The 25,383-nt window shown below is 56.7% G+C and carries 17 protein-coding genes and 1 tRNA gene; 14 read left to right on the forward strand and 4 right to left on the reverse strand.

Translation table 11 applies throughout. The features are described 5' to 3' along the window. The first annotated feature begins 342 nt into the window (after nt 1-342). From cysS to EOS_RS33515, 6 genes are all read left to right on the forward strand, one after another. Nucleotides 343-1,761 carry a cysteine--tRNA ligase gene (gene cysS / locus EOS_RS33490; RefSeq protein WP_047896529.1) on the forward strand — a complete coding sequence of 473 codons (1,419 nt, stop codon included), beginning with the start codon at nt 343-345 and terminating at the stop codon, nt 1,759-1,761. A gap of 44 nt (nt 1,762-1,805) precedes the next feature. Continuing rightward, nucleotides 1,806-2,882, forward strand: a complete 1,077-nt coding sequence (locus EOS_RS33495) for a DNA-3-methyladenine glycosylase family protein (RefSeq protein WP_047896504.1) — start codon at nt 1,806-1,808, stop codon at nt 2,880-2,882. Nucleotides 2,883-3,000: 118 nt separating this feature from the next. Further along, complete coding sequence (locus EOS_RS33500) at nt 3,001-3,972, forward strand: acetyl-CoA carboxylase carboxyltransferase subunit alpha (RefSeq protein ID WP_047896505.1); 972 nt, start codon at nt 3,001-3,003, stop codon at nt 3,970-3,972. A 98-nt stretch (nt 3,973-4,070) separates the two neighbouring features. Further along, the gene (tilS, locus tag EOS_RS33505; protein WP_047896506.1) at nt 4,071-5,498 is read left to right on the forward strand and encodes a tRNA lysidine(34) synthetase TilS; all 1,428 of its coding nucleotides are present in this window, start codon (nt 4,071-4,073) and stop codon (nt 5,496-5,498) included. A gap of 448 nt (nt 5,499-5,946) precedes the next feature. Further along, nucleotides 5,947-7,197, forward strand: a complete 1,251-nt coding sequence (locus tag EOS_RS33510) for an aspartate kinase (RefSeq protein WP_047896507.1) — start codon at nt 5,947-5,949, stop codon at nt 7,195-7,197. 203 nt (nt 7,198-7,400) lie between these two features. Then, nucleotides 7,401-7,494 (forward strand) — tRNA-Ser (locus EOS_RS33515). A 276-nt stretch (nt 7,495-7,770) separates the two neighbouring features. Here EOS_RS33515 and EOS_RS33520 read toward each other — a convergent pair. From EOS_RS33520 to EOS_RS33530, 3 genes are all read right to left on the reverse strand, one after another. After that, nucleotides 7,771-8,109, reverse strand: a complete 339-nt coding sequence (locus tag EOS_RS33520; protein WP_047896508.1) for a hypothetical protein — start codon at nt 8,107-8,109, stop codon at nt 7,771-7,773. A 75-nt stretch (nt 8,110-8,184) separates the two neighbouring features. Beyond that, on the reverse strand, nt 8,185-9,213 hold the full coding sequence (gene tdh / locus EOS_RS33525; RefSeq protein ID WP_047896509.1) for an L-threonine 3-dehydrogenase: 1,029 nt from the start codon (nt 9,211-9,213) through the stop codon (nt 8,185-8,187). A gap of 12 nt (nt 9,214-9,225) precedes the next feature. Next, the gene (locus EOS_RS33530; RefSeq protein ID WP_047896510.1) at nt 9,226-10,425 is read right to left on the reverse strand and encodes a glycine C-acetyltransferase; all 1,200 of its coding nucleotides are present in this window, start codon (nt 10,423-10,425) and stop codon (nt 9,226-9,228) included. A gap of 115 nt (nt 10,426-10,540) precedes the next feature. On the opposite strand from EOS_RS33530, the gene EOS_RS33535 reads away from it, so the two are divergent. Continuing rightward, nucleotides 10,541-11,167: a helix-turn-helix domain-containing protein gene (locus tag EOS_RS33535; RefSeq protein ID WP_200908731.1), complete on the forward strand. Its 627-nt coding sequence runs from the start codon at nt 10,541-10,543 to the stop codon at nt 11,165-11,167. A 661-nt stretch (nt 11,168-11,828) separates the two neighbouring features. Here the strand turns inward: EOS_RS33535 and EOS_RS33540 are convergent. Further along, nucleotides 11,829-12,746, reverse strand: a complete 918-nt coding sequence (locus EOS_RS33540; RefSeq protein ID WP_047896512.1) for a LysR substrate-binding domain-containing protein — start codon at nt 12,744-12,746, stop codon at nt 11,829-11,831. Nucleotides 12,747-13,203: 457 nt separating this feature from the next. On the opposite strand from EOS_RS33540, the gene EOS_RS33545 reads away from it, so the two are divergent. From EOS_RS33545 to EOS_RS33575, 7 genes are all read left to right on the forward strand, one after another. Beyond that, nucleotides 13,204-14,403, forward strand: coding sequence for a porin (locus tag EOS_RS33545; RefSeq protein ID WP_047896513.1), 1,200 nt, complete (start codon nt 13,204-13,206; stop codon nt 14,401-14,403). Between the two features lie 291 nt (nt 14,404-14,694). Further along, complete coding sequence (locus EOS_RS45030) at nt 14,695-15,081, forward strand: (2Fe-2S)-binding protein (RefSeq protein ID WP_082163607.1); 387 nt, start codon at nt 14,695-14,697, stop codon at nt 15,079-15,081. Beyond that, complete coding sequence (locus EOS_RS33550; RefSeq protein WP_047896514.1) at nt 15,065-16,465, forward strand: NAD(P)/FAD-dependent oxidoreductase; 1,401 nt, start codon at nt 15,065-15,067, stop codon at nt 16,463-16,465. The genes EOS_RS45030 and EOS_RS33550 overlap by 17 nt, the downstream gene beginning before the upstream one ends. After that, nucleotides 16,462-17,589 (forward strand): NAD(P)/FAD-dependent oxidoreductase, encoded by a 1,128-nt coding sequence (locus EOS_RS33555; protein ID WP_047896515.1) that lies wholly within the window; start codon nt 16,462-16,464, stop codon nt 17,587-17,589. The genes EOS_RS33550 and EOS_RS33555 overlap by 4 nt, the downstream gene beginning before the upstream one ends. A gap of 1,786 nt (nt 17,590-19,375) precedes the next feature. Beyond that, entirely contained in the window at nt 19,376-21,445 is a 2,070-nt protein-coding gene (locus EOS_RS33565; RefSeq protein WP_235443039.1) for a hydantoinase/oxoprolinase family protein, read from the forward strand. Between the two features lie 64 nt (nt 21,446-21,509). Next, nucleotides 21,510-23,249 carry a hydantoinase B/oxoprolinase family protein gene (locus tag EOS_RS33570; protein WP_047896530.1) on the forward strand — a complete coding sequence of 580 codons (1,740 nt, stop codon included), beginning with the start codon at nt 21,510-21,512 and terminating at the stop codon, nt 23,247-23,249. A 440-nt stretch (nt 23,250-23,689) separates the two neighbouring features. Beyond that, nucleotides 23,690-24,769 (forward strand): NAD/NADP-dependent octopine/nopaline dehydrogenase family protein, encoded by a 1,080-nt coding sequence (locus EOS_RS33575; RefSeq protein ID WP_047896518.1) that lies wholly within the window; start codon nt 23,690-23,692, stop codon nt 24,767-24,769. Nucleotides 24,770-25,383 lie beyond the last annotated feature (614 nt).

The following is a 25,383-nucleotide window of genomic DNA, read 5'->3' on the forward strand; positions in this document are numbered from 1 at the left end:
CCGTTTTGATCGCAACGCGACCGTCATGTTTCTTGCGACGGCGTGCACGGTTCCCAGCGCTTCGAGTTCGAAGCCGGGCCGGGTCAGACATGTTGAACGTGCTGAAATATGTCACCCGCAGATGTTCGCGTCGATGTCGCTTTTCGTCGCTGTTTCTCGTTACCATTCTCGCTGTTGCTGTCGTCTCATGGCTAGCTGTAGCATGGACCACAGTAGTGCACAAAGCACCTTTGTCGTCGGCAGCCAGGAATGAATGCGAACGAATGCGAACATGAAGCACGCCGTCACAACATCGGCCAGCAATCGAAACACACGGATGTCCCGGCCCACGCACCATCGTTTATGAACTCATTGCGCATCTACAACACGCTCGCGCGTGACAAGCAAGCTTTTGTGCCGCTCCGTGCCGGAGAAGTGCGCATGTATGTCTGTGGAATGACGGTGTACGACTATTGTCATGTGGGCCATGCCCGCGTGCTGGTCGTATTCGACGTCGTCCAGCGCTGGCTCAGGACACTCGGCTATCGCGTGACTTATGTGCGCAACATCACAGACATCGACGACAAAATCATTCGCCGCGCGGTCGAAAACGGTGAACCGATCAAGGCCCTGACGCAGCGGTTTATCGACGCGCTGCACGAGGATTCGGATGCGCTCGGCGTAGCCCGTCCTGATCTCGAACCGCGCGCGACCGACTTCGTTCCCCAGATGCTCGGCATGATCCAGACGCTTGAGCAAAATGGTTACGCGTATCAGGCGAAAGACGGCGATGTTAACTATGCGGTACGCAAGTTCGCGGGCTACGGCAAGCTGTCGGGCAAGTCGATCGAAGACTTGCGCGCGGGCGAACGCGTGGCGGCAAACGACGCCAAGCAAGATCCGCTCGACTTCGTATTGTGGAAACGGGCGAAGGAAGGCGAGCCGCCGGACACAGGTTGGGACTCGGCTTGGGGACGCGGCCGGCCGGGTTGGCATATCGAGTGTTCGGCCATGGGCTGCACCTTGCTAGGCGATCGATTCGACATTCACGGCGGCGGTCAGGACCTGCAGTTTCCGCACCATGAGAATGAAATTGCGCAGAGCGAGGCGGCAACCGGCGTTCAGTTCGTGAACTACTGGATGCATAACGGCTTTGTGCAGATCGACAGCGAAAAGATGTCGAAGTCGCTGGGCAACTTCTTTACCATCCGCGAAGTCCTCGAAAAATTCGATGCGGAAGTTGTGCGCTTTTTTATTGCAAGGGCACACTATCGTTCGCCGCTCAATTACAGCGACGTTCATATAGACGACGCACGTGGGGCGCTTACGCGTTTGTATACAGCGTTGAAAGATGTGACGCCGGATGCTGGGCCGCTCGACTGGAACGAAGCGCATGCGCAACGTTTTCGCGCGGCCATGAACGACGACTTCAACACGCCGGTCGCGATCGCCGTGTTGTTCGAATTGGCAAGCGAAGTGAATCGCTCGCAGGACGCAGTGCTTGCGCGTCAATTGAAGGAACTGGCCGCCGTGCTCGGATTGTTACAGCGCGAGCCGCGTGCGTTTCTTCAGGACACACCGCGCAGCAGTCGTGATAGTGGTGGCAAAGAAGGTACAGAAAGCCTCACGCCTGCCGATATAGAAACGAAGATCGCCGCTCGCGTTGCTGCGAAGCAGGCAAAGAACTATGCCGAAGCAGACCGGATTCGCGCCGAATTGCTCGAAGCCGGGATTGCACTTGAAGACAAACCGGGTGGGTTGACCGAATGGCGTCGCAGCTAAGCGCCTCTCGTTCCCTTTGATCGACTCGCCAGGTAGGAGGCATGATGGCAACGGCCAGGAAGGCGCCGGCTAAACGAGCCGCGTCCGGAAGTATCGCAGTGCCAGCGAGCAAGGTCGCTCGGCGCGCGCAAGTGAAAACGTCGAAGGTATCGACGCCCGAGGCCAAGCTCGCCAACGGCGCTGGTCACGACGGAGAACGCAAGACTGCATCGAAGAAACGAGCGGTCAATGGCGTGGCGCATGACGGCGTTGTTAAATCGAACGGCGCCGTTCGTGCACACAAGAAGGTGCGGGCAGCAGCGCCGAAAGTGTCGCAGAAGAAGGTGAGCGGCGATGCTAACGGTGCGCTCGATGTCAAAGCCGTCGCGACGGATGCCGACGCCGACACTGCGCAGGGGCTCGCGCGCGATCCGCAAAATGACGGTGAGATTGTCCGCAAGTCGCGTGCGATCGCCGCCGAGAAGACTGTGCCAGTGCAGACACCCGGGCTGTCGGCGGAAGCTGCGCGTCCCGAGTATTGGGACAAGGCTTGCGCCGACCTCGTCAAGCGTGACCGTATCCTCAAGAAACTGATCCCGAAGTTCGGTCCGGTGCATCTGATCAATCGCGATGATCCGTTCACCACGCTCGCACGTTCGGTGGTCGGCCAGCAGATTTCCGTTTCGGCTGCGCAGGCTATATGGAAGCGTGTGGAGGGCGCGTGCCCGACACTCGCGCCACAGCAGTTCATCAAGGTGGGCCCGGCGAAGTTGCAGTCATGCGGGTTATCGAAACGGAAGTCCGAATACATTCTGGATGTCGCGCAGCATTTCGTATCGGGTGCGCTGCACGTGGATAGCTGGACATCGATGGAAGATGAAGCGGTGATCGCGGAGTTGACGCAGATTCGCGGCATCGGCCGCTGGACGGCGGAGATGTTCCTGATCTTCAACCTGTCGCGTCCGGACGTCCTGCCACTCGATGACCTCGGCCTGATCCAGGCCATCAGCGTCAACTATTTCAGCGGCGAACCCGTGACGCGCAGCGAAGCGCGCGAAGTCGCGGCCAACTGGGAACCGTGGCGCACCGTCGCGACCTGGTACATGTGGCGCAGCCTTTACCCCGTTCCCGCCGATCACTAAAATGCGCGGTCGCAGTTACTGCACTATCGATATCTTATAATTGATAGTTGCGACCCGAAATTTAGTGAGGCTGGCGCGGTTAGAATACGCGCTGCCCGATGCTCTAGGATTCGAACATATGAAGACCACGTTTCTGGATTTCGAACAGCCGATCGCTGAACTCGAAGCGAAGATCGAAGAATTGCGCTTCGTTCAGGACGATTCCGCTGTCGATATTTCGGAAGAAATCGAGCGGCTGTCGAAGAAGAGCCAGCAACTTACCAAAGATCTCTATGCAAACCTGACCCCTTGGCAGGTTTCGCAGATCGCGCGCCATCCGCAGCGCCCGTACACGCTCGACTACGTGAACGAGCTTTTCACCGACTTCCACGAACTCCACGGCGACCGCTCTTATGCGGATGACTTGGCTATTGTCGGCGGTCTGGCACGGTTTAACGGCCAGCCTTGCATGGTGATCGGCCAGCAGAAGGGCCGCGACACGAAGGAGCGCGCAGCGCGCAATTTCGGCATGCCGCGTCCGGAGGGGTATCGGAAGGCTGAGCGGCTGATGCGTCTCGCTGAAAAATTCGGTTTGCCGATTTTCACGTTTATCGATACCCCCGGCGCGTATCCCGGTATTGGTGCAGAAGAGCGTGGGCAATCGGAAGCAATCGGTCGTAATCTGTATGTGATGGCCGAACTGAAGACGCCGATTGTGGCAACGATCATCGGCGAGGGCGGTTCCGGCGGCGCGCTGGCGATTGCCGTTGCCGACAGCGTACTGATGCTGCAATTCGCAACGTACTCGGTGATTTCGCCCGAGGGCTGTGCGTCCATCTTGTGGAAGAGCGCCGCGAAGGCACCGGAAGCGGCCGAAGCGCTGGGATTGACGGCTCATCGGCTGAAGGCGTTGGGACTGATCGACAAGATCGTCAACGAGCCGCTCGGCGGTGCGCATCGCGATCCGAAGGGCATGGCTGCGTTGTTGCGCCGTGCATTAGCAGATACCTTGCGCCAGTTCCACGGCATGAACGCGCTCGACGTTCGCGCGCGCCGCTTCGACAAGCTGATGGCGTACGGCAAGTTCAAGGAAAACCTGCCGGGTGCGTGAAGCTTGAGCCCGGCGCTCACGATTCCCTTCCTGCAGTTTCTCCTGACGGCCTGCCTTGATGGCAACTGCCTTGATGGCAAGCTAACCAGCCGATTCCCGTGACATTCGACACTGACACTCCCGCCAGCCGCCTCGTGATCGATGCGGTGCGCGCGGCGTTTGCCGATGTCCCGGCTTCAACCGGTAACCCCATCGCCGTTGCGCTCAGCGGTGGTCTCGACTCGACCGCGCTGCTCGACGCCGCGGTCCGATGCGCGGGACCATCGCGTGTGATCGCGTTGCACATTCATCATGGTTTGAGCCCGAACGCGGACGCCTGGGCCGCGCATTGCCATGCGTTCGCACAAACGCTCGGTGTGCGGTTTGCGTCGCGGCAGGTCGATGTGGTGCGCGAAGGCGGCGAGAGTCTGGAAGCTGCAGCACGTGATGCGCGTTATCGCGCGCTCGATGGGCTGTGCGAAGAGCAGGGCGCACGCGCGCTCTGGCTTGCGCATCACGCTGACGATCAGGCCGAAACCGTGTTGCTGCAATTGCTGCGCGGGGCGGGTGTGGCCGGGCTCGCCGCGATGGCGCCGCAACGCGCCGACGGTGCATCGATTTCACGCGTGCGGCCGTTTCTGCACTTGCTGCGCGCCCAGCTCGAGCATTACGCCCACGAGCGTGACCTGCGCTGGATCGACGACGAATCCAACGCCGATACCCGTTATGCCCGCAACGCGCTGCGTCACGACGTACTGCCGGCGCTCGCTGTGCATTTCCCCGGTTTTCGCGATGCCCTCGCGCGGACCGCGTCGCATGCGGCATCGGCGCAAAGGTTGCTCGACGAACTCGCGCGTATCGATATGGCCTCGGCTGAGGGCGACGATGAGGGTGCGCTGAGGTTATCGGCGGTACTCGCTTTCGACGACGAACGCGCGATCAACCTGTTGCGTTACTGGATGCGTTCGCTCGGGCTTCAGGCGGCATCGGCGGCGCGTATTGGCGAAGTGCTCCGGCAATTGCGCGATGCCGCCGTTTCCCGCGATGGTCACGCCCTGCGCATTGATCACGCGGGGTTTTGCTTACGGGCGTATCGCGATGCGATCTTCTGGGAAAAGGGCGACAGCGCGAACCCCGCCGATCTCGACGATGGCGCGAATCCCGCGCGCATGGCGAGCGTGCTGAACTGGAACGGCGAGAGTGTCTGGCGCCTGCCGCATTGGCGCGGGACGTTTGTATTCGAGCCGGTTGCGCAAGACGACGCGGACGCGATTTCCGAAGCCACGCTGCGCGCCGCGCCGCTTTGCGCGCGTTCGCGCGCGGGCGGCGAGCGCTTGCGTTTATCGGCGGACGGACCGGGCCGGACCCTGAAAAACCTGTTTCAGGAGCGCGGCGTGCCGGGCTGGAAACGCGACGTGCCGCTGGTGTTTCTCGGCGAGACCTTGCTGTTCGTGCCGGCGATTGGTGTCAATCGAGGATGTCCGCAAGCGAGCGGCGAGGGCGGATATCGGCGCATCGTGTGGCAACCGGATCTGGTGATTGCCTGAGAGCGTATCTGGCTGTTCCAGGACCGCATACACCGTACGCACAGTACTCTGCCCCCGATTTTTCACCGTTGCGGGGACGGGCATGAATTCCGGTCAACTTTTCTTCGCAACGCCTGCCCGCGGACCGCAAACCGGGCCGAATCGCCCGTTGCGGCTTGTGTTTTAACCCTCGATCGGGTACGTTTACCGGTTTCCCGCAACGCTTTTCAAGCAGCTTTTCCGTCCAGAAGACGCGTTTTTAGCCGCCAGAATTGCATTTTGCGCGCGAGCCAACCTTGCGCGCGCGGCCACCGCGCTTCGTCGTCACGCTTAAGTCGTCGATCGCACCGATCCAGAGTTTGCTTGTGTTTTCGTCAAGCCGGCTTCTGATGCATTACGTGAACCACGTGCAGTACGCGGCGCATCACACGGCGCGCCAGCGCGGCAATTCCTCCTGTTCAAAACGACAATGGCACTCATCGTACATAAATACGGCGGCACTTCGATGGGCTCGGTCGAGCGCATCAAGAACGTCGCCAAGCGCGTCGCGAAATGGCACAAGGCCGGCCACAAGATGGTCGTCGTTCCGTCGGCCATGTCCGGCGAAACGAACCGCCTGCTCGGCCTCGCGCGCGAAATCACCGCACACCCCGACCCGCGCGAACTCGACATGATCGCCTCCACGGGCGAACAAGTCAGCGTCGGCCTGCTCGCGATTGCATTGCAAGCCGAAGGGCTCGAAGCGGTCAGCTACGCCGGCTGGCAAGTGCCGATCAAGACGGACAGCGCGTTCACGAAAGCACGCATCAACGACATCGACGGCACGCGCGTGCTGGCCGATCTCGACGCGGGCAAGGTCGTGGTGGTCACGGGCTTCCAGGGTGTTGACCCGGACGGGCATATCGCCACGCTCGGACGCGGCGGTTCGGACACGTCGGCGGTTGCGATTGCGGCGGCGTTGAAAGCCGACGAATGCCTGATCTATACGGACGTGGACGGTGTCTACACCACCGATCCACGGGTGGTGGAAGAAGCGCGTCGGCTGGATCGCGTGACGTTTGAAGAAATGCTGGAAATGGCGAGCCTCGGATCGAAGGTGCTGCAGATCCGTTCGGTGGAATTCGCCGGCAAATATCAGGTCAAGACGCGCGTGTTGTCGAGCCTGACGGACCCGCTGATTCCGCTCGAAACCGAAATGCGCTCGGGCACCCTGATTACTTTTGAAGAAGACGAGACCATGGAAAAAGCTGTTATCTCGGGCATCGCATTTCAGCGCGACGAAGCGCGTATTGCCGTGATGGGCGTGCCCGACAAGCCGGGTATTGCGTACCAGATCCTCGGGCCGGTGGCGGATGCGAACATTGACATCGACATGATCATCCAGAACACGAGCGTGGACGGCAAGACCGACTTCACGTTCACGGTCGGCCGCGGCGATTACGCGCACGCCATGGAGATCCTGACGAACCAGGTGAAGGACCACGTCAAGGCCGAGCAGGTGCGCGGCGATCCGAAGGTGTCGAAGGTGTCCGTGGTCGGCGTGGGCATGCGTTCGCATGTGGGGATCGCGAGCACGATGTTCCGTACGCTGGCGGAAGAGGGCATCAACATCCAGATGATTTCGACCTCGGAAATCAAGATCTCGGTGCTAATCGACGAAAAGTACACCGAGCTCGCCGTGCGCGCGCTGCATAAGGTGTTCGAACTGGATCGCGGGTAAAGGAAGGCGTGTAGCGGCGTGGGTGCGTGACAGCTCGGGGTGCGGTTTTTTCCTGTATTCGAAATAAGCTGCGGGGCGCTGTTCGATGACTGCGCAATGCACTTCACGAGATGAAAAATTTTGTCTCATGAAATTGACCCACGGCGGCTAACCCGCTATCATCTTGGCTTCGTCGCGTTGCCTCCCGCGCGACAAAAAGTGCAGGAGACGTGGCCGAGAGGTTGAAGGTACTCCCCTGCTAAGGGAGCATCTGGGCTAAAACCTGGATCGAGGGTTCGAATCCCTCCGTCTCCGCCAGAAGGATGCAGACCCCCGTAAGTCTCAGGACTTACGGGGGTTTTGTTTTTTCGACCTACAAATCAACCATCAAAATTGTGCTGGCTTTTACAAGCCGTTAGCGGTACCTGCCGGAATCATACCGGCCGATGCTCGTCGAACTCGACGCAAATGAATCGCGCCTAGAATAGCTCGCACACATCGGGCATGTCGCAATGGCAACCTGTCTAGGCCGATGGTGATCATCGTGACCGCCTTCGCTTTACGCTCCAATGTTGAGATAACCAACCGTGATGCTCATTTCGAAGCATGCTGAACCGGTCGATTGCATTGATGTTCGAGACGTATCCGCAGTCCTTTGTCGAGCTGTGTTAGCTGTTCACGTAGCGATCTAACCCGTCCTTCACTGATACCGCGCATCGTGATTCGCTGATCGAGCACGGCGCCGATGCGAGCGATCGTCCAGCCATCAACCGCGTCCTGAACGTCTTTGATGCAACTCAACACCGAGGTAACCGCGTCCAGATCCAGAGTCGATGAGATGTGTAGGATATGGGTCAACTCCAACCCGGGTAGCCATTCTTCAAGGCTGTCTTCAAAGCGAGGACCAGAAGAACGGGAGAACGCGTGCTGCATGGCTGCTCCGGAAAAAGATAATCGAACCGGCGCACATCATGCCGCCCCGCTTTGTGACCTCCAAAGGCTTGGTGATCAAACAGTCCAGTCGAGGATGACCTTGCCGCTTTCACCTGACAGCATGGTGGCGAACGCCCGCTGATAATCGCCGACGGGAAAACGGTGTGTGAGGATCGGCGATAGATCGAGCCCGCTTTGCAGCATCGCGACCATCTTGTACCAGGTCTCGAACATCTCGCGCCCGTAGATGCCCTTGATCTCCAAGCCTTTGAAAATCACCTGCGTCCAGTCGATGGCCGTCTGCGACGGCGGGATGCCGAGCAGCGCAATCTTGCCGCCGTGATTCATCGCTTCGAGCATGCTCGTGAACGCGCTCGGCACGCCGGACATCTCGAGGCCCACGTCGAAGCCTTCGGTCATGTGCAGATCGGCCATCACGTCGCGCAACGATTCACGCGACACGTTCACAGCGCGCGTCGCGCCCATTTTGCGCGCGAGTTCCAGGCGATAGTCATTGACATCGGTAATCACGACATTGCGCGCGCCGACGTGTTTTGCAATCGCCACCGCCATGATGCCGATCGGCCCGGCGCCCGTGATCAGCACGTCCTCGCCGACCAGATCGAACGACAGCGCCGTGTGCGTTGCGTTGCCAAAGGGATCGAAGATCGCGGCTAGATCGTCGGAAATCTCGGCGGGAATCTTGAACGCGTTGAACGCGGGGATCACCAGGAACTCGGCGAACGCGCCTTCGCGATTCACGCCTACGCCGACCGTGTTGCGGCACAGGTGGCGACGTCCGGCGCGACAGTTGCGACAGAAGCCGCACGTGATATGTCCTTCGCCCGACACGCGGTCGCCGATCGCAAAGCCTCGCACCTCCTGCCCCATGCCGACGATCTCGCCGACGTATTCGTGCCCGACATGCATGGGCACGGGAATCGTTTTTTGCGCCCACTCGTCCCATTTCCAGATGTGGATGTCGGTGCCGCAGATTGCCGTGCGCGTGATACGGATCATCACGTCGTTATGGCCGATTTCAGGCTTGTCCACTTCAGTCAGCGTCAGGCCCGGTGCGCGTTCGAGTTTTGCCAGTGCTTTCACGTTCGTCCTCTCTCAGATGATGCCAAGCGACCGGCCGACGCGCGCGAATGCATCGACGGCGAGGTCGATCTGTGCGGGCGTGTGCGCGGCGCTCATTTGCGTGCGGATGCGCGCGCGTCCCTTCGGTACGACGGGAAACGAGAAGCCGATCACGTAGACGCCTTCTCTCAACAGCGCATCGGCCATGCGCGAGGCCAGTTGAGCGTCGCCGAGCATGACCGGGATGATCGGGTGTTCGCCCGGAACGAGCGTGAAACCGAGTGCGCTCATGGCCGCGCGAAAACGCGCGCCGTTTCCCCTGACGCGTTGCCGCAGGGCCGCGCCTTCAGCGCTTCCCAGCAACTCGAGCACCTTGAGTGTCGCCGCGGCGATGCTCGGCGCGAGCGTGTTCGAAAACAGATACGGGCGCGAACGCTGCCGCAGCAGGTCGATCACCTCCCGCCGCGCCGCGACATAGCCACCCGATGCACCGCCCAGCGCCTTGCCGAGCGTGCCGGTAATGATGTCCACGCGCGAGAGCACACCGCAATGCTCAGGCGTGCCGCGGCCATGCTCGCCGACAAAACCGACCGCATGCGAATCGTCGACCATCACGAGCGCGCCGTAGCGGTCGGCCAGATCGCAGATGCCGGCGAGATTGGCGATGATGCCGTCCATCGAAAATACGCCGTCGGTTGCGATCAGCTTGAAGCGCGCGCCGGCGGCGTCCGCTTCGCGCAACCGCGCTTCGAGATCGGCCAAGTCGTTATTCTTGTAGCGGTATCGTTTCGCCTTGGACAAACGCACGCCGTCGATAATGCTCGCGTGATTCAGTTCGTCGCTTATGATCGCGTCGGACTCATCGAGCAGGGTTTCGAACAGGCCGCCGTTGGCGTCGAAACAGCTGGAGTACAGGATGCAGTCGTCGGTTTGCAGGAACGCTGCCATTGCCTGTTCCAGTTCCTTGTGAACCGTCTGCGTGCCGCAGATGAAGCGCACCGACGCCATGCCGAAGCCGTCACGGTCGAGACCTTGTTTGGCTGCGTCGATCAGGCGCGCGTCGTCGGCGAGGCCGAGGTAGTTGTTCGCGCAGAAGTTCAGCACGTTCGTGCCGTCCGCGAGGCGCACGTCAGCCGATTGCGGACTCGCAATAACCCGCTCGGACTTGTAGAAGCCATCGGCGCGAATCTGCTCGAGCGTGCCGCGCAGATGAGTGAGATAACGGTCTCGCATGAAACGGGCTCCTGAAAGGGGTGGCACCGGTCGCCTGTTATAGTGGCTCGACAAATTTCACCGGAAAATATCGGTATATCGAACTACAATCCGGTATATCGAACAACTTTAAACGATAGGGCAGCAAATGGCAAGTTCCGGAACCCGGCGCGCGGTAAAGAGCGCCACGGCTGTACCCCTCCCGGCGCCAGCGGCGCCGCCACGTGTGGGCGAGCAGATTGCGCGGTTGCGCGGCGAGCGCGGCATGACGCTCGACGATTTATCGCGCGCGGCGGGCGTGTCCAAATCGATGCTCTCAGAGATCGAACGCGATAAGGCGAATCCGACCATCGCGGTCGCGTGGCGGCTGACCAATGCCCTCGGAGTCAGTCTCGACTATCTGTTTGCACAGCAGAAAGCACCGGAAGCGATTGCCGTATCTGGCCCGCACGATATCCCGACGCTCAGTGGTCACGACGCGAAATATCAGTTGCGCGTCTGGGGGCCGATCGAGCTGGCCGGAAAATTCGAATGGTATGAGTTGTTGTTGCAGTCGGGCGGGGCGCTCGTGTCGAACGCGCACGAACCGGGAACGCGCGAGCACCTGACCGTGCTTCAGGGCGCAATCGAGATCGAGGCGGCGGGCGCGACGAGGCGACTGAAGGCAGCCGACACGGCGCGCTACGTGGCCGACGAACCGCACGCCATTCGCAATGTTGGAAGGACCGAAGCCAAGGCCCTGCTAGTGGTCATTCACGGATGAACCGAGCGCTCGGCACCGGAATCGGCCCGCTCGGAGAAGCCGACAGATCCTAAATTGTCAATCATTGGGATTCCTTTGCATCATCGAAACGATTGTGGATGATGACGGCTCGATTTTATTCCGGATGGAACATTAAGGTGCCAACTCATGTCCAGTATCGCGCGTTGCTCGATCATCAGGCTGTTCGAATTCGCGCGGTTTCACGTACATTGCAGCCGCTACCTCGCAGATACCGCTAGGTGGGCAGTTCGCCCACCAATACGTCAGCTAGCGCTCGCTAAGTTCTCACCTTAAAGCGCAACGATCACCCGCAACTTAGACATTCCTTGTCTAGGCGTAACGAGCCGCTTCTGCACAGTCCTGTTGAAGGTAAAGTTGACCCTGTGACGACGCCCCGCGCTGCGGCGTGCGCCGCTGAGTGCATAAGCAGGCAGGAATGAGTAGCCAGCCCCAGATCTGTTTCGCGTCATTCGCAGCTGTAGGCCAGCGAGCGCCCGAGTATCCGGGCCATGCGCCCGGATACTCGAACCCTGGAAGTGCAAGCTTGCAATGGTCAGCCGATCGTCAGGTTGCGGCTGTTGGTACCGATTCTCTGGCCTATTGTGACACCTGATACAAAACAGATATCTGACTTCACTCTTGAGGCAGCCCCGGTATTCACCTACGGACTGCTCAACATTTCCCGTGAGATCTGCGACGCCATTAACCGAACTTCGTGCAGGTAGGCATCGACTAACGCGGGATTTCGAGACGACTGCATACGACATAACTGGAAATAAAAATTAACTTCTGGCTCGAAAGGACGGATGACGACGCGATCTCGCATGCCAGATGCAAATAGCGGATGTATCAGCGCCACACCGAGGCCCGCTGCGACAAATTCGCAAACCGACGGTGCCGTTGATGTCTCTAGCACAGTATAAAGATGCTGCGAGTATTTTTCGAAGGTCGATTCTATTAAGCGGCGAGCATGAACGTCGGATGAGAAGGTCACAAAGGGAACGGCGTCTAGGTCGTGCGGGCGGATAAGGGTTTTCTTGCAAAGAGGGTGTGTCGGCGGCAAAACACAGACCAAAGGCTGCTCCATAAGCGGCTCACGTTCGACGTATGGGTTATCGATCATGCCATTGACAAGTCCCACGTCAAGCTGGCGCGTGACCATTCGATCGGCTAGGATCGGTGAGCTTAGCGATACGATCGATACCTGAACGTTCGGAAATTTTTTCAGGAAATTCATGGTGACGCTCGTTAAAAAAAAACCTGACAACGCCGGCAATACTCCCACGGAAAGATGCCGCTCTTCGTCTCGGCGGATCGAATCGACGGCCTGTTCCACTTGCCGCAAACCAGCAAAAACGCGATCGACTTCGGCATAAAGACGAACGCCGTGGCGGGTCGGTACCAATTTGCCGCGTACGCGCTCAAATAGTGTGAGGCCAGTATCCTCTTCGAGATGAGCTACCAGCTTGCTGGCCGCCGGTTGCGTAACGAAGAGAATTTCTGCGGCACGACTGACGGAACCTTGTTCGAAGACCGCTTTAAAGGCCTCCACCTGACGTAAGTTGAGCTGGCGCTTCATGGCATAACCTTATGGAATAGCATTGATCGGAATACTAATTGGACGCCAGAAATATGCAAGGATAAATTCAGGCCACTTTCTTCTCTGGGCAATTTCAACGTTCCGATCGACCAACTTTTTCATGGCATGGTTTGACTAAGCGAATGCGTCATATCGCTCGGCGTTGGGACGGTCGCGCCCTCTGCGATTTAAAGCGTGTGATGCGCGGCGCTAGCAGTGCCGATTTTATGAATTGAAATACCGAGTCAACGGCGTAAAGACCGGTGGCCACTGACAACACTTAAGGCGAGTGCTGTTGCGGCGTGCTCCACCGAACGGTCGCCTTCGATTTTGGCGGAAAGATCAGGAAGATGAAGGTCAGATTATATTATTAGTATAACTAATAAAAAGTATAAATCCCAATTCACTCAACCAAATTCAGCAAACCAGTTGAATAATCCGAACTTGGAGGCTACTAATGAAGAAGTCGATAATGGCCGTTGCCGCACTAAGCATGTTTACAGGTATAGCACACGCACAAAGTAGCGTGACGTTATACGGGATTGTGGACGAAGGTCTCACCTATAATTCAAACGCTGGTGGGTCTCGGTTGTATAACTTAGTGAGCGGTGGTCTTCAAAATAGCCGATGGGGCTTGCGAGGCACGGAAGACCTCGGCGGCGGTGTGACGGCAAGCTTCAGGTTGGAAAATGGCTTTAATTTGTCCAATGGCGCATTGAGCCAAGCCAACAGTGGGAGCACACAAGGGTTGATGTTTGGCCGTCAAGCGTGGGTTGGACTGGGTAATAGGTTTGGTACCTTAACCATTGGGCGTCAATACGACTCCGTGGTCGACTACCTCGGTCCGCTGGAAGTTGGTGACCAGTGGGGCGGCTCCGTCACTGCTCACCCGGGTGACGTAGACAACTTCAACAACACGGGTCGCGTTAACAACTCCATCAAATTTGCGAGCACAAGTTACCAGGGGTTCTCATTCAGTGGACTCTATAGTCTTGGCGGAATCGCAGGAAACTTCTCAAGCAATCAAATTTGGTCACTGGGCGGCGGCTATGCAAAGGGTCCCCTGACGGCGGCCGTCGGGTACCTGAACGTGCGTAGTCCAAATCTAAGTTTATACGGTAATAACGGCGCAAGTACACCTGCGACAGCCGCTGGCAACTTCTTTACGTCACCCGTGAGCAGTGGATTCGCTTCTGCTCACACAATGCAGGTTATTGGTGCAGGCGGTGCTTATACTTTTGGTATCGCTACAATTGGAGCGACCTATTCAAATACTAAGTTCCTGTCGCTGGGTAACGTGAGCTCAGGTCCGAACACACTAAAGTATTCTGGGTCGGCCACCTTCAACGACGTCGAGGTGAACGCAAAATTCCAGGTCACTCCAGCACTTGTTCTCGGAGCTGCCATGAACTATATGAAGGGAGATGCTGTCTCGAGTTCTTCGACCTTGAACAACGGCGCCAAATATTTGCAGGGTTCCGTAGGAGCGGACTACTTCCTTTCGCAGCGTACAGACCTTTATTTTATTGGGACCTACCAAAAGGCGTCAGGGACGAAATCCACCGGTGGTGACGCCGTAGCCGCGATCACCGGTCTGACGCCGTCGACTAGCAATCGTCAGGGTCTGCTTCGAGTCGGTATTCGCCATAAGTTTTAACGAACAACTTAGGCGCGGGCGAGCAGAGCACTATACCTTGCTCGCGCACCGACGACGGGTATCATTCGCGACGATTGGGGCAATAGCTGAGCAGAGTATCTGCGCGTTGTCGAGGAACTATCCGATACGTAGACGTCGCGTTATTCCAAATGCCGCCGGAAGTAAATGAATAGTAAAAAAGCTAGCCGCTCTCGCATAACCTTTGGGAATAGCATCGGCCTAAATAGCAATTTGACGCTTGTAACCGCGGCGACTAGATTCAGTACTTCTTTATCGAGCATGGGCACCTTAATGTTTCGCAGATTGAATGATCCCGACCACTACACACCGACGTTGACTTTGAGCGTCGATGGTTGCGCGGTTCAAGCAGAGTCGGGCGACACGGTTGCCTCTGTTTTGCTGCGACTCGCACCCCCGCTATCGCGCACTACGCCTGTAAAAGGCAGCCCACGCGCCCCTTATTGTCTTATGGGCGTATGTTTCGATTGTTTAGCGTTAGTCGACAATGTAGCGTCCACACAAACATGTCTCGTACAAGTCCGTGAGGGAATGCGAGTGGAGCGCCAACACGGCCGACGTACAGTGACAAACGTTGTTACGGGCGAAGGTCAAAATGTGACTCTCGAGAAAGCATTGCACAGCATCACTATGGGACCATCTGATGAGCCGAAGCTTTGATCTGCTTGTGATAGGTTCTGGTCCTGCCGGTATGACCGCCGCGATTGAGGCACGCAGATTTGGACTGAGTGTCCTTGTCGTTGATGATCAAGCCGCGCCCGGCGGGCAAATCTGGCGAGCAGTAGAAACCAGGGCTGAAACTTCCGTCGGCGAGCTTTTAGGCAAAGAGTATAAGGTCGGCACGTCGCTGACGAAGTCGTTTCGGGCCAGCGGTGCTATCTATGAGCCGAGCACACAAGTGTGGCAAATTGAGCCCGAATGGGAAATTTTTATGAGCCGCGCGCAGCGGGCGGAACGAGTACAAGCAACCAGCGTGCTCTTGGCGACGGGCGCACAAGAGCGCCCCGCGCCGTTCCCCGGATGGACGCTGCCTGGTGTGCTGACAGTAGGCGCGGCCCAGATCCTCTTGAAAACGTCACGGCACATTCCGGATAGGCCGGTCTGGGTAGCGGGCAGTGGGCCGCTACCAATGCTGTACATGATTCAGTTGCTGCGTGGACAAGGGCGCATTGCCGGGTGGCTGGACACAACGCCGGCAGGTGGCTGGCGTAGAGCTTTGCCACACGCTGCACGAGCGCGTGCCGGATGGAAAGACATCGTAAAGGGGTTGCAATGGATGCGCCAATTGAAGCGCGCCGACTTTCCTATCATTCGCGGAGTTACGCATCTGCGGGCGGAAGGAAAAAATCGCCTCGAGCGCGTCGAGTATCGCACCGCCGACGGACGGGTTCAGCAAGTCGACGCCGAGCTGCTGCTGATACACGAAGGCGTGATTCCATCAATTCATATGACCCAGGCGCTTGGCTGTGAGCACATCTGGCGTGATGAACAGGTTTGTCTCGCACCGGTAGTCGACGACTGGGGCCAGACGAGTCAGCCCGGTATCTTTTCCGCGGGTGATGGTGCAGGCGTTGGCGGTGCGCGCGCCGCGTGTGTACGTGGCGAGCTCGCGGCGTTGGGCATCGCCGTGCGCATCGGAAAAATTTCTGTTGACGAGGCTCAACATATCGCCGCGCCATTGCGTCGACGTCTTGCGGTGGAACTATCGACACGTCCACTCCTTGATGCGTTGTATCCGCCCAGGGAGGAGATATTCGCACCCTCCGACGAGACAGTGATCTGCCGCTGCGAAGAACTGACTGCTGGTCAAATTCGTGAGGCCGCAGCGATCGGCACGCCCGACCCTAACCAGATCAAATCGTTGACCCGCGCGGGCATGGGTCCCTGTCAGGGCCGACAGTGTGCGTATACCGTTGCTCATATACTTGCCGCGGCTCAAAAGAAACAGGTCAAGCAAATCGGGTTTTTCGCGATTCGACCCCCACTGAAACCGCTGACGCTTGGGGAACTGGCGTCGTTGGACATTGCGAGTGAATCGACATGAATGCGACCGTCTTTGACGTTGCTGTTATTGGTGGTGGCCTTCATGGACTCTCAATTGCGTTAAATTTGAGCCGCGCCGGTATGCGCGTCGTTGTTCTTGAGCGGGCATGGGTTGGGCGGCACGCTTCCGGCGCGACTGCGGCCGGAGTACGCACGTTAAATCGAGATCTAGGCGAACTGGACCTTGCATTGGAATCCATGGACATGTGGCACAACATGGCCGCGATCGTTGGAGACGACTGTGGATTCAATGCGCATGGCCAGATCTGTGTTGCGGACGACATAAGCAATTTCGGCAAACTCCAAGACCGTGTTTCCATGTTGCGTGCCCTCGGTTATACGCATGAAGAAATCATCGACCCACGGGAACTCCGCCAGCTTGTGCCGATGATGAGTGCTCAATGCTTGGGTGCATCCATCGCGCGAAACAACGGTGCCGCCGATCCTCATCGAACCATCGCGGCCTTTAGACGTAGTGCGCAAGCAGCTGGCGCTGTGATTCGGGAGGGTTTCGGTGTTCAAAGGATCGAACGTCATGGCCAAGACTGGTCCCTTGAAACAGGCATAGTCGGGGTTCCTCCCGTAGTGGCACCGATCGTCGTGAACGCCGCTGGGGCTTGGTCGGGACGCATCGCGGCGATGGTGGGAGATATCATCCCGTTAAAGACCAGAGCTTCCATGATGATGGTCACGGAACGACTGGCTCCTATGCTAAAGCCAGTGGTCTCCCATATGGGGCGTTCCTTATCTTTCAAGCAGTCAGATCAAGGCACTTTGGTTATCGGTGGAGGATTGCAAGGACTTTCCAACCTCGATCTCGAAACGTCGACGGTCCGCTTGGGAACATTGGCGAAGGGAGCACGAGCAGCGACTGACCTCTTCTCGTGCGTAAGTGATATCCGTATCGTGCGGACGTGGGCGGGTCTCGAAGCCCAAACGGATGACAAGCTACCGGTGATAGGCGCCGCCATCAACGCATCGGGAGTATTCCATGCCTTCGGCTATTCAGGCCATGGTTTTGAGTTGGTGCCCGTGGTGGGCGCGGCGATCACGGATCTTATTGTGCATGGTTCGACCCGTCGGGCTATCAGCAATTTGACGCCCGGTCGCCTCATTGTTTCCTAGAACAACATAGGCTGGGCATTCACTGCTTGGCCCTACCATGTCAGTTCGAAGTAAAGCCCCCCCTAGACGATCCGCTCATCTGACGAATGTTAGGAAACAGCGGATTTTTCCGCCAGTTGAAATCTAGTGTTCCAAACTCAGTCGATATCGCTTGGGTGTGAAGTCACCGGAACAACGGTTGGGAGGGGGGCATATTGGACGAGCCAGTGGGTCACATCTGTGTTGTGACAGGCACAAATTCGCAATGCGTAAGCCGAAATCCCTCGGATGGCTGATCACCTGCAAACACGTCGACCGCGAAATAATCGTCCATGCGTGGGATGGTACCTGCGCTGAGCTTTCGAAGCCACGTGGAAATTAGGGCTGGTCACGACCTGTCGTGATCGCTCGACCCGAAAGAAGCACGGCGGCATGGGACGATCCTGCGCTGAGTGAAATGCCGCACGATGGAGTTGGTCAGTCGCAGGGATGGACTGTCGATAACTAGCTGGACACTCGCGGCGAGTCGACCCGAGGCACGTGAAGATCCGGCAACTAGTCCCTTCTTTAACATCCAGTTGATCGAGAGGAGGAGCAGTGGATTTCGGGCTCGGTAGCACGCGCGATTTCATTGCCCGAAGCGCTTTGTCGCGAATATGATCAGGAGCGAAGCGCTGCTTCCAAGAACCAATGCGCTGGACGGCTATGTCGCTTCCTCAACTCTCGTTAAATACGATCGCAATTGGCTTTCCCCTTCCGATTCGGCTGGTGGACCGCGAAACCCAACGCGGTGCGTCGTTGGATGTGTTAGCAACGGACGCTACTTTGGGATGGGAAGTCCCTTCATTCGTATACCTGATGAGGACGGGGCGAGCTTGCCTTTACTCATTCAAATAGGGTTATTTCAGTAAGCTTTCCACCATCCCGGCATGGTCACGGACACTCCACGAGCAGCGCCACGAAGCGCCCCATATTCCACACGGGCTTGGGGCCTCGAATTGACGCGGCGCTCGACGTAGCATGTCATAACCTTCTGGCATAGGGTCGGTTGCAATAGGAACTGGACGACATAAAATTGCAAGGATAAATTCTTAAACCAGAAACTCTAAGAGCCGTCTGATGCGGAATATATTTTCTGCATAAGGTCTGTTTTTCTGTTTCGTATTAGCGATTGTCGTGGTGTCAACAAATGCCATATTTAGATGTCGGTATGAAGATCGCGATATCCGATCGGTGATCCATCAAATCACAACGGGTAAAGTGTGAAAGTCTCACTGCTATCGTACTTTGCCTTTGTTAGTTTGGGATAAATTATCGCTTCAGAATGCACGATGAAGTGCGCTGTAAAGATGGCCCAAGCGGAGGATACAACTTTGCAAAAATTATTGCTGAATCACAAACATTCCGACATCCCTATCCAATCTGTAGGTGTGGTGCTGCCGGGGCTCAAGGTCAAGCTGATAGAGTTTGCCCCGAAGCCCGAGTTAGCGCGGACAATCGGTCTACGACTGGCCGCACGCCCGGCATGACCGAGGCGTGTGTGGGTTGCTTGTCGGCCATAGAGGCGGACTAAATCGCTTGCGTTACCCCACCGCCGTGATGGTCGATGGCACCGGAGCCGAGCGCGGAATCGATGACGCTCAAGCGCATCGCGCAATACGGACAAATAGGTAAGCATAATTGAAATCGTCTGGAATCACGGAGAGTGTCCAATTCGAATTTTTGTGCCCTGGACCATAAAACCATTGATGCTGAAATTTAAAAAGACCTCCGACGCTTATGGCGCAAGGTTGCAAATCAAATTTGCGTGAACATTGAACAGGAAACGGTTATGTATCGGATAGGTGTGGACGTTGGCGGTAGCTTCACGGATTTCGTTATGGTGAATTCATCTGCGGAGAAATTCTATTACTTTAAAGTGCCGAGCACGCCCGCGGACCCTTCCGTCGCAATAGCGAACGGCGTTCGAGAAATGCTGACGAATTTTGATGTAGCCCCAACCGATGTTGAGTTCTTTGGCCATGGTACGACGGTCGCTACAAACATGATTATCGAGCGTCGGGGAGCGACCGCTGCGCTCGTGACAACAGCGGGTTTTCGCGATGTTCTAGCTATCGGCCGCCAGACTAGACCCAACCTTTTCGATTACTCTGTCTCCCGTCCGCCGGCATTGATTGAACGCTCATTGCGTTTGGAAATCGACGAGCGAATGAGTTCCGAGGGTTCAGTCCTTAACCCGCTCAAAGATGCGGACCTTGAGATTGTTGCGCAGCAACTATTGGCGCTTGGGGTTGAGTCAGTCGCAATCTGTTTTCTGCATTCGTACCGGAACAATGAGCACGAAGTTCGCGCGAGAGATGTGCTCCAAGCTTTACTCCCTAATGTCTATATAAGCATCTCGTCGGAAGTGCTTCCGGAATTTCGCGAATATGAACGTACGTCGACGACGGCTTTGAATGCATACGTCGGTCCTCGGATGAAAGCCTATCTCGACCGCCTTCGCGACCGAGTCCGGGACGTAGGGATCACTCCAGAGCCTCTCACAGTCCACTCGAACGGCGGATTGCTGTCACTACCTACCGTCGAACGTCTCCCTGTTTTGACGTGTCTCTCCGGCCCGGCCGCAGGTGTGTCAGGGGCCGTGGCGATTGGCGCAGCCGCGGGAGTGAAAAACATAATTACATTCGACGTAGGCGGAACGAGTACTGACGTTTCGCTAATCAATGATGGAAGTCCGTATTTCACCTCGAATAGATTGATTGCGGACTACCCCGCGAGGTTGCCAATGGTGGATATCCACGTCATTGGGGCCGGCGGTGGAAGCATCGCTGAGGTTGACAGTGCAGGAGGTCTCAAAGTCGGCCCGCGTAGTGCGGGTGCGAAGCCAGGTCCTGTCGCGTACGGCTTAGGCGGCGTTGACCCGACACTTACCGATGCAAATATTTGCTTGCGCCGGCTTAATCCGATTGCCCTTTTGGATGGAAGGATGCCCATCGACCGAGAGCGATCTTGGGCTGCCATTGATGCCAAGATCGCGCAGCCGCTAGGTATCACCGTCGAAGCGGCAGCACATGGCATGCTGCAAGTGGCAACCGCAAACATGAGCCGTGCAATCCGAGCGATCTCCGCAGAGCACGGTGTCGATGCGGCCGGATTCACGTTAATGGCTTTCGGCGGCGCGGGACCGTTACACGCGGCGGACGTAGCCGAGGAATGCGGCATAAACAATATTCTAATCCCCCAAGAACCAGGAACTATGTGCGCGCGTGGAGTTCTCGTTTCTGATATCAGCAGAGACTTCGTTGTTACACAGCTAGCACGGGTGGATGCAGATAATTGGACGGGCTTAAGGACGTCGGCCGAAAAAATGATCGCTGCCGGTCAAAGATGGCTGGATGCGGAGAAAGTCGAAGAAGCTAGTCGCAGATTTGTTATTTCCTTTGACGCACGCTACGCTGGGCAAAATCACGATATTCCGATCGTCTGTGACGCGACCGGCTCTGAGTCTATGGACCAGTTTCTCGTCAAGTTCCATCAGACTCATGAAAGGCAGTACGGCTATGCCATTAAGGATCAAATTGTTCAGATCGTAAATATTCGGGTTAAAGCCGTTGGCCTGATTTTACGTAACCAACTCTCGGCCTCTACCGAGCAGAGATCGGGGAGGAATGCCCTGAAAGAAGGACGTGAAGTCTACTTTGGCGTGCAAGATGGTTGGCTGGATACACCGGTGTATCGACGCAACGAGCTTTCGATTGATAGTCGGCTAGAGGGGCCGGCTATCATCGAAGAAATGAGTTCGACCACCGTCGTCTTGCCGCGTCAAACCTGCACGGTAGATGAGATAGGGAATCTGTGCATAGCACGGCTAACGTAAGCGAAGGCTAGGCTACGGCTCTATTCTTTGGCAATCGACTGAAAGAAACTTAAGGATGATGGCAATGGTTGAAAACCGCGACAGCATAGCTACAGATCGAGACAGTGTCGGAAAGAACTTTGATGCAATTGCTATGGAAGTCTTTAGCAATCGCCTGTTGGCCATAACTGAAGATATGGCAATCAACATGATGAGATCTTCCTTCTCTTCACAAATTAAAGAACGTCACGACTTCTCTGTTGGCTTGTTTGACGGGAACGGTAGACTCGTGGCGCAAGGTACGCATATTCCGGTCCACTTAGGATCTCTCATGGGAGCAATGCAAGCTCTCTTGGCAGCGTTTCCAAAGGAGAGCATCGAGGAGGGCGACGCGTTTATCTGTAATGATCCTTATCTCGCAGGTGGAACGCATCTACCGGATATTTCGATCGTGAGTCCCGTGTTTGTCGATGGCGAGCTTGCAATGTTCACGGCTTGCATCGGCCACCACGCGGACATTGGAGGACCTACCCCTGGCTCGACATCCGCCACTTCGAAAAATATCTTCGAGGAAGGTCTCCGAATCCCCATTGTTAAAATAGCGTCGAGAGGTAAGCCTGACCGCCATCTTCTCGCTATGATTGCAGCGAATTCGCGGCTGCCTGAGGAGCGAAATTTTGATTTGCAGGTACAAATCGCTACTAATGAAAGAGGGGCGGCGGCAGTTCGTTCCCTTGCTTCACGCATGAAGCTTGAGGAGATGCGTCTCGCTATCGAAGCATTGTTGAAATACACGCGGCTGAGGCTCGAACAACGGTTAACACAACTGACACCAGGCGCCTATTCGTTCACGACCTGGCTGGACGACGACGGATTTGGCGGAGATTCTGTTCCCATCGTGGCAAACGTAACCATTAGGGACAACCGGTTGTTCGTCGACATGACTGGTAGCGGGCCGCAGGCTAGAGGGGGATTGAACGTTCCAAGGAGCGCGTTAAATGCGACCGTCTACTATTGCGTCAAAGCCCTTGTAGACCACGGATTAAGTGTAAATAGTGGTTTATTCGAACCCGTTACGATCACCGCTCCAGAGGGGACGATCACAAACCCAAGGGCGCCCGCTGCCTGCAGTGCGCGCACCGTCACATGTCAGAAAATAGCAGGAGCGATTTTCGGCGCATTCCGCGGGATCTTGACAACTGATCGCGTAATGGCGTCCAGCTACGACGTCTTGCCAGCGATTTCCTTTTCCGGCTATCGCTCGGATGGCAGCTACTACGTCTTCGGAGAAACAGTGGGAGGTGGCTCCGGCGGCCGGGCCGAATCCGACGGCATGGATGGAGTACATGTGCATATCACGAACTCACTGAATATGCCGTCCGAGGCGCTGGAGAACGAGTTTCCACTCTTTGTCGAAGCTTACACGTTGGTACCGGATTCAGGAGGAGCAGGGTTTCATCGAGGGGGCCTAGGAATATGTCGTCAAGTTCGTGCCCTTAAATCCGATACAGTGTTCTCTGGTCGTTCCGATAATCATAAGCGAGGGGCCGCCGGAGTACTCGGCGGTCTTGATGGTGGGTGCGGTCGTCTCATCAAGAATTTCGATCGTGACACATCGGAGAATTTAAATTCGAGGGTGGCGGGAGTGACGCTAGTCGCGGGCGAGACGATTCGCATCGAAACGCCAGGCGGCGCAGGTTATGGACCACCAGGAGAACGCGATCCTCGGCTGATAGCGAAAGACGTCCGAGACGGCATCTTAAGCTTAGAGCGGGCACGAGAAGATTATGGGTTAGAGCTGGTGGCTACAGCGTTAACGATCTGAAATCACAGGCGGACTCGAATCTGAGAGGTTGACGTCTGGAAACCAATCAGGGAGTGTTAGGAGCGTATTGTCTGTCAGCAGTCTCGTGGCAGTCGATATGCCTTAACGTCCCGTATTCCCTATTGGCGCCTGCGTAGCACTTCTTGGAATGCGCGTAATCCCATATCGCAAATGGTTCGAGCTAAATAGTGGGTAGCTGCAAGCGCGAAAGATCGGTAGCGACTCAGTTTAAGAATACGCGATACGGACCGATGTACCAAGCGATACCTCAGAGCAGGAAGATCGCTCGTCATGCCGTTGATGGCGGCACATGGTTCACGAGTACATATTCAGCTGCTACATACCGGATACGCGATAACGCCCTCCTTATGTTGAGTTAGCGCGTTCAGGAAGGCGAAAATGTATATACGAAATTCCAAAATGCTAAAAAATGGAGCGTTATGCGAGTCAGTATTTTAGGAGCGGGTGCAATCGCGTATGGCACTGCGGCGTATCTGGCGCAGGCGGGGCATGACCCCATGCTTTGGTCGCCGTCCGGCAAGCGAACGAGAGAGTTGGCCGCTGGTCAGCCGCTCACTGCCATAGGCGCGATCAGCGGGAGTTTCGCGCTTCGCGTTGCATCTTCTTGCGCCGAAGCCATCGGCGATGCAGACGTCGTCATGTTTGCGCTGCCAGGCTATGGTCACAAGTTTGCGCTTGAGGCTGCGGCACCCCATGTACGGGAGGGACAGCCCATCATTATCAGCTCTCATATGTCCTTCGGCGCGCTCTATTTGTCGAAACTTCTTGCCGCACGCGGTATTCGAGCACCCATAATCGCTTGGAGCACAACGCTTTTGACGGGAAGGCAGTTGAGTTCGACGGAGGTAAAAGTGGGCACAGTGCGGCAGAAAGTCGATATGGCGACGCTTCCGGAGGGCGCTATCGATGAGGGACACTCTCTTTGCCTCCAAATTTTTGGCGACCGCTTCGGGAAACGCGATGGACTCCTAGCGATCGCGCTGAGTAACCTGAATCCTCAGAATCATCTTGGCATCGCACTGTTGAATCTCACGCGTATGGAGCATGGCGAGGAATGGAGCCAAAGCGGGAATATTACGCCTACCGTGGGTCGACTGATTGAGGCGTTGGACCTAGAGCGCCTTGCTATTGCGAAGACCTTCGATTTGCCGGTAAAGACGGTTCAGGAGCACTTCTCACTGTCGTACCGCATACCCCCCAGTGGCGTGTCCGAAATGAGTCAAGAAATGCATCGCCGAGGCTTGGGTGGCTCCGGGCCGAAGACAGTGGATAGCCGCTACGTTCTCGAAGATGTTCCATTCGGATTGCTGCCCACTATTCTTCTCAGTCAACTGACCGGTAGCAAAGCCATCTTGCATGAGTCTGGCATAGCGATATTTTCCGCCGCGTATGGGTGCGATTTCGCACAGAAAAACGATATTCTGCCCGAACTCGGCCTGCAGTATATGTCTGTCGCGGAATTGCAGCGTCTCACGCGTGTCGGGTACGAAAGTATTTGATGCCCGTACGATCAGTGATCGCTCGATTGCGAATCGGCTGCGTGCGCAAGCAACCATCGACAGGCTGACACGCCGCAGTGCAGGATATTCGACGCTCCTCGTCACGAGACAGGATCAGCCTTTGTTAGGCTCAGCGACGCCATCGCAAGTGAGAACGATCAGTGATAGGGAACAACGGCATCCTGCACAACCGGTTGCGCTCCACGTCAAGACAGGAGAGTAGGTCGACTTCCCGTTCTAGCATCGCATGAGGTCAATTTACGTCGAGACCCGAAGCGGCGCACGATCTCTTTTCGCCGGCACATCCATAACTCTATGGAATAGCCCCTCGTAGATTCGGACTTTGACACGGCACTTTTGCATACCTAGACTCGGCTCCGGTTGATGAAAATGCTTAATCATTTTTCGACCGCAGTCGATGGTCGGTTGCCTATCGAATGATCAAGCGGCGTTTGGTGTTGTCACGGTTAGGTATCGTGGCCTAAAGAAGAGCACCGCTCAGCGGGCATATTTGTTCGCGCTGTCGAATGCTTGGACGGCTTGTCGCAGGCACTATACGCTTAGACGACAGTGTCCAAGAACAGCGGCAGCTGATCATTAGATGAAGGTGAGAA

The sequence above is a fragment of the Caballeronia mineralivorans PML1(12) genome (assembly GCF_001028175.1).
In the GTDB taxonomy this organism is placed as follows: domain Bacteria; phylum Pseudomonadota; class Gammaproteobacteria; order Burkholderiales; family Burkholderiaceae; genus Caballeronia; species Caballeronia mineralivorans.

Coding starts and splice junctions, on each gene's coding strand:
- EOS_RS33575 (WP_047896518.1), top strand. CDS start 23,690: ATGCGAGTCAGTATTTTAGGAGCGGGTGCAATCGCGTATGGCACTGCG.
- EOS_RS33495 (WP_047896504.1), top strand. CDS start 1,806: ATGGCAACGGCCAGGAAGGCGCCGGCTAAACGAGCCGCGTCCGGAAGT.
- EOS_RS33510 (WP_047896507.1), top strand. CDS start 5,947: ATGGCACTCATCGTACATAAATACGGCGGCACTTCGATGGGCTCGGTC.
- EOS_RS33570 (WP_047896530.1), top strand. CDS start 21,510: ATGGTTGAAAACCGCGACAGCATAGCTACAGATCGAGACAGTGTCGGA.
- EOS_RS33550 (WP_047896514.1), top strand. CDS start 15,065: ATGAGCCGAAGCTTTGATCTGCTTGTGATAGGTTCTGGTCCTGCCGGT.
- EOS_RS45030 (WP_082163607.1), top strand. CDS start 14,695: ATGTTTCGCAGATTGAATGATCCCGACCACTACACACCGACGTTGACT.
- EOS_RS33545 (WP_047896513.1), top strand. CDS start 13,204: ATGAAGAAGTCGATAATGGCCGTTGCCGCACTAAGCATGTTTACAGGT.
- EOS_RS33520 (WP_047896508.1), bottom strand. CDS start 8,109: ATGCAGCACGCGTTCTCCCGTTCTTCTGGTCCTCGCTTTGAAGACAGC.
- EOS_RS33540 (WP_047896512.1), bottom strand. CDS start 12,746: ATGAAGCGCCAGCTCAACTTACGTCAGGTGGAGGCCTTTAAAGCGGTC.
- EOS_RS33530 (WP_047896510.1), bottom strand. CDS start 10,425: ATGCGAGACCGTTATCTCACTCATCTGCGCGGCACGCTCGAGCAGATT.
- EOS_RS33500 (WP_047896505.1), top strand. CDS start 3,001: ATGAAGACCACGTTTCTGGATTTCGAACAGCCGATCGCTGAACTCGAA.
- EOS_RS33555 (WP_047896515.1), top strand. CDS start 16,462: ATGAATGCGACCGTCTTTGACGTTGCTGTTATTGGTGGTGGCCTTCAT.
- cysS (WP_047896529.1), top strand. CDS start 343: ATGAACTCATTGCGCATCTACAACACGCTCGCGCGTGACAAGCAAGCT.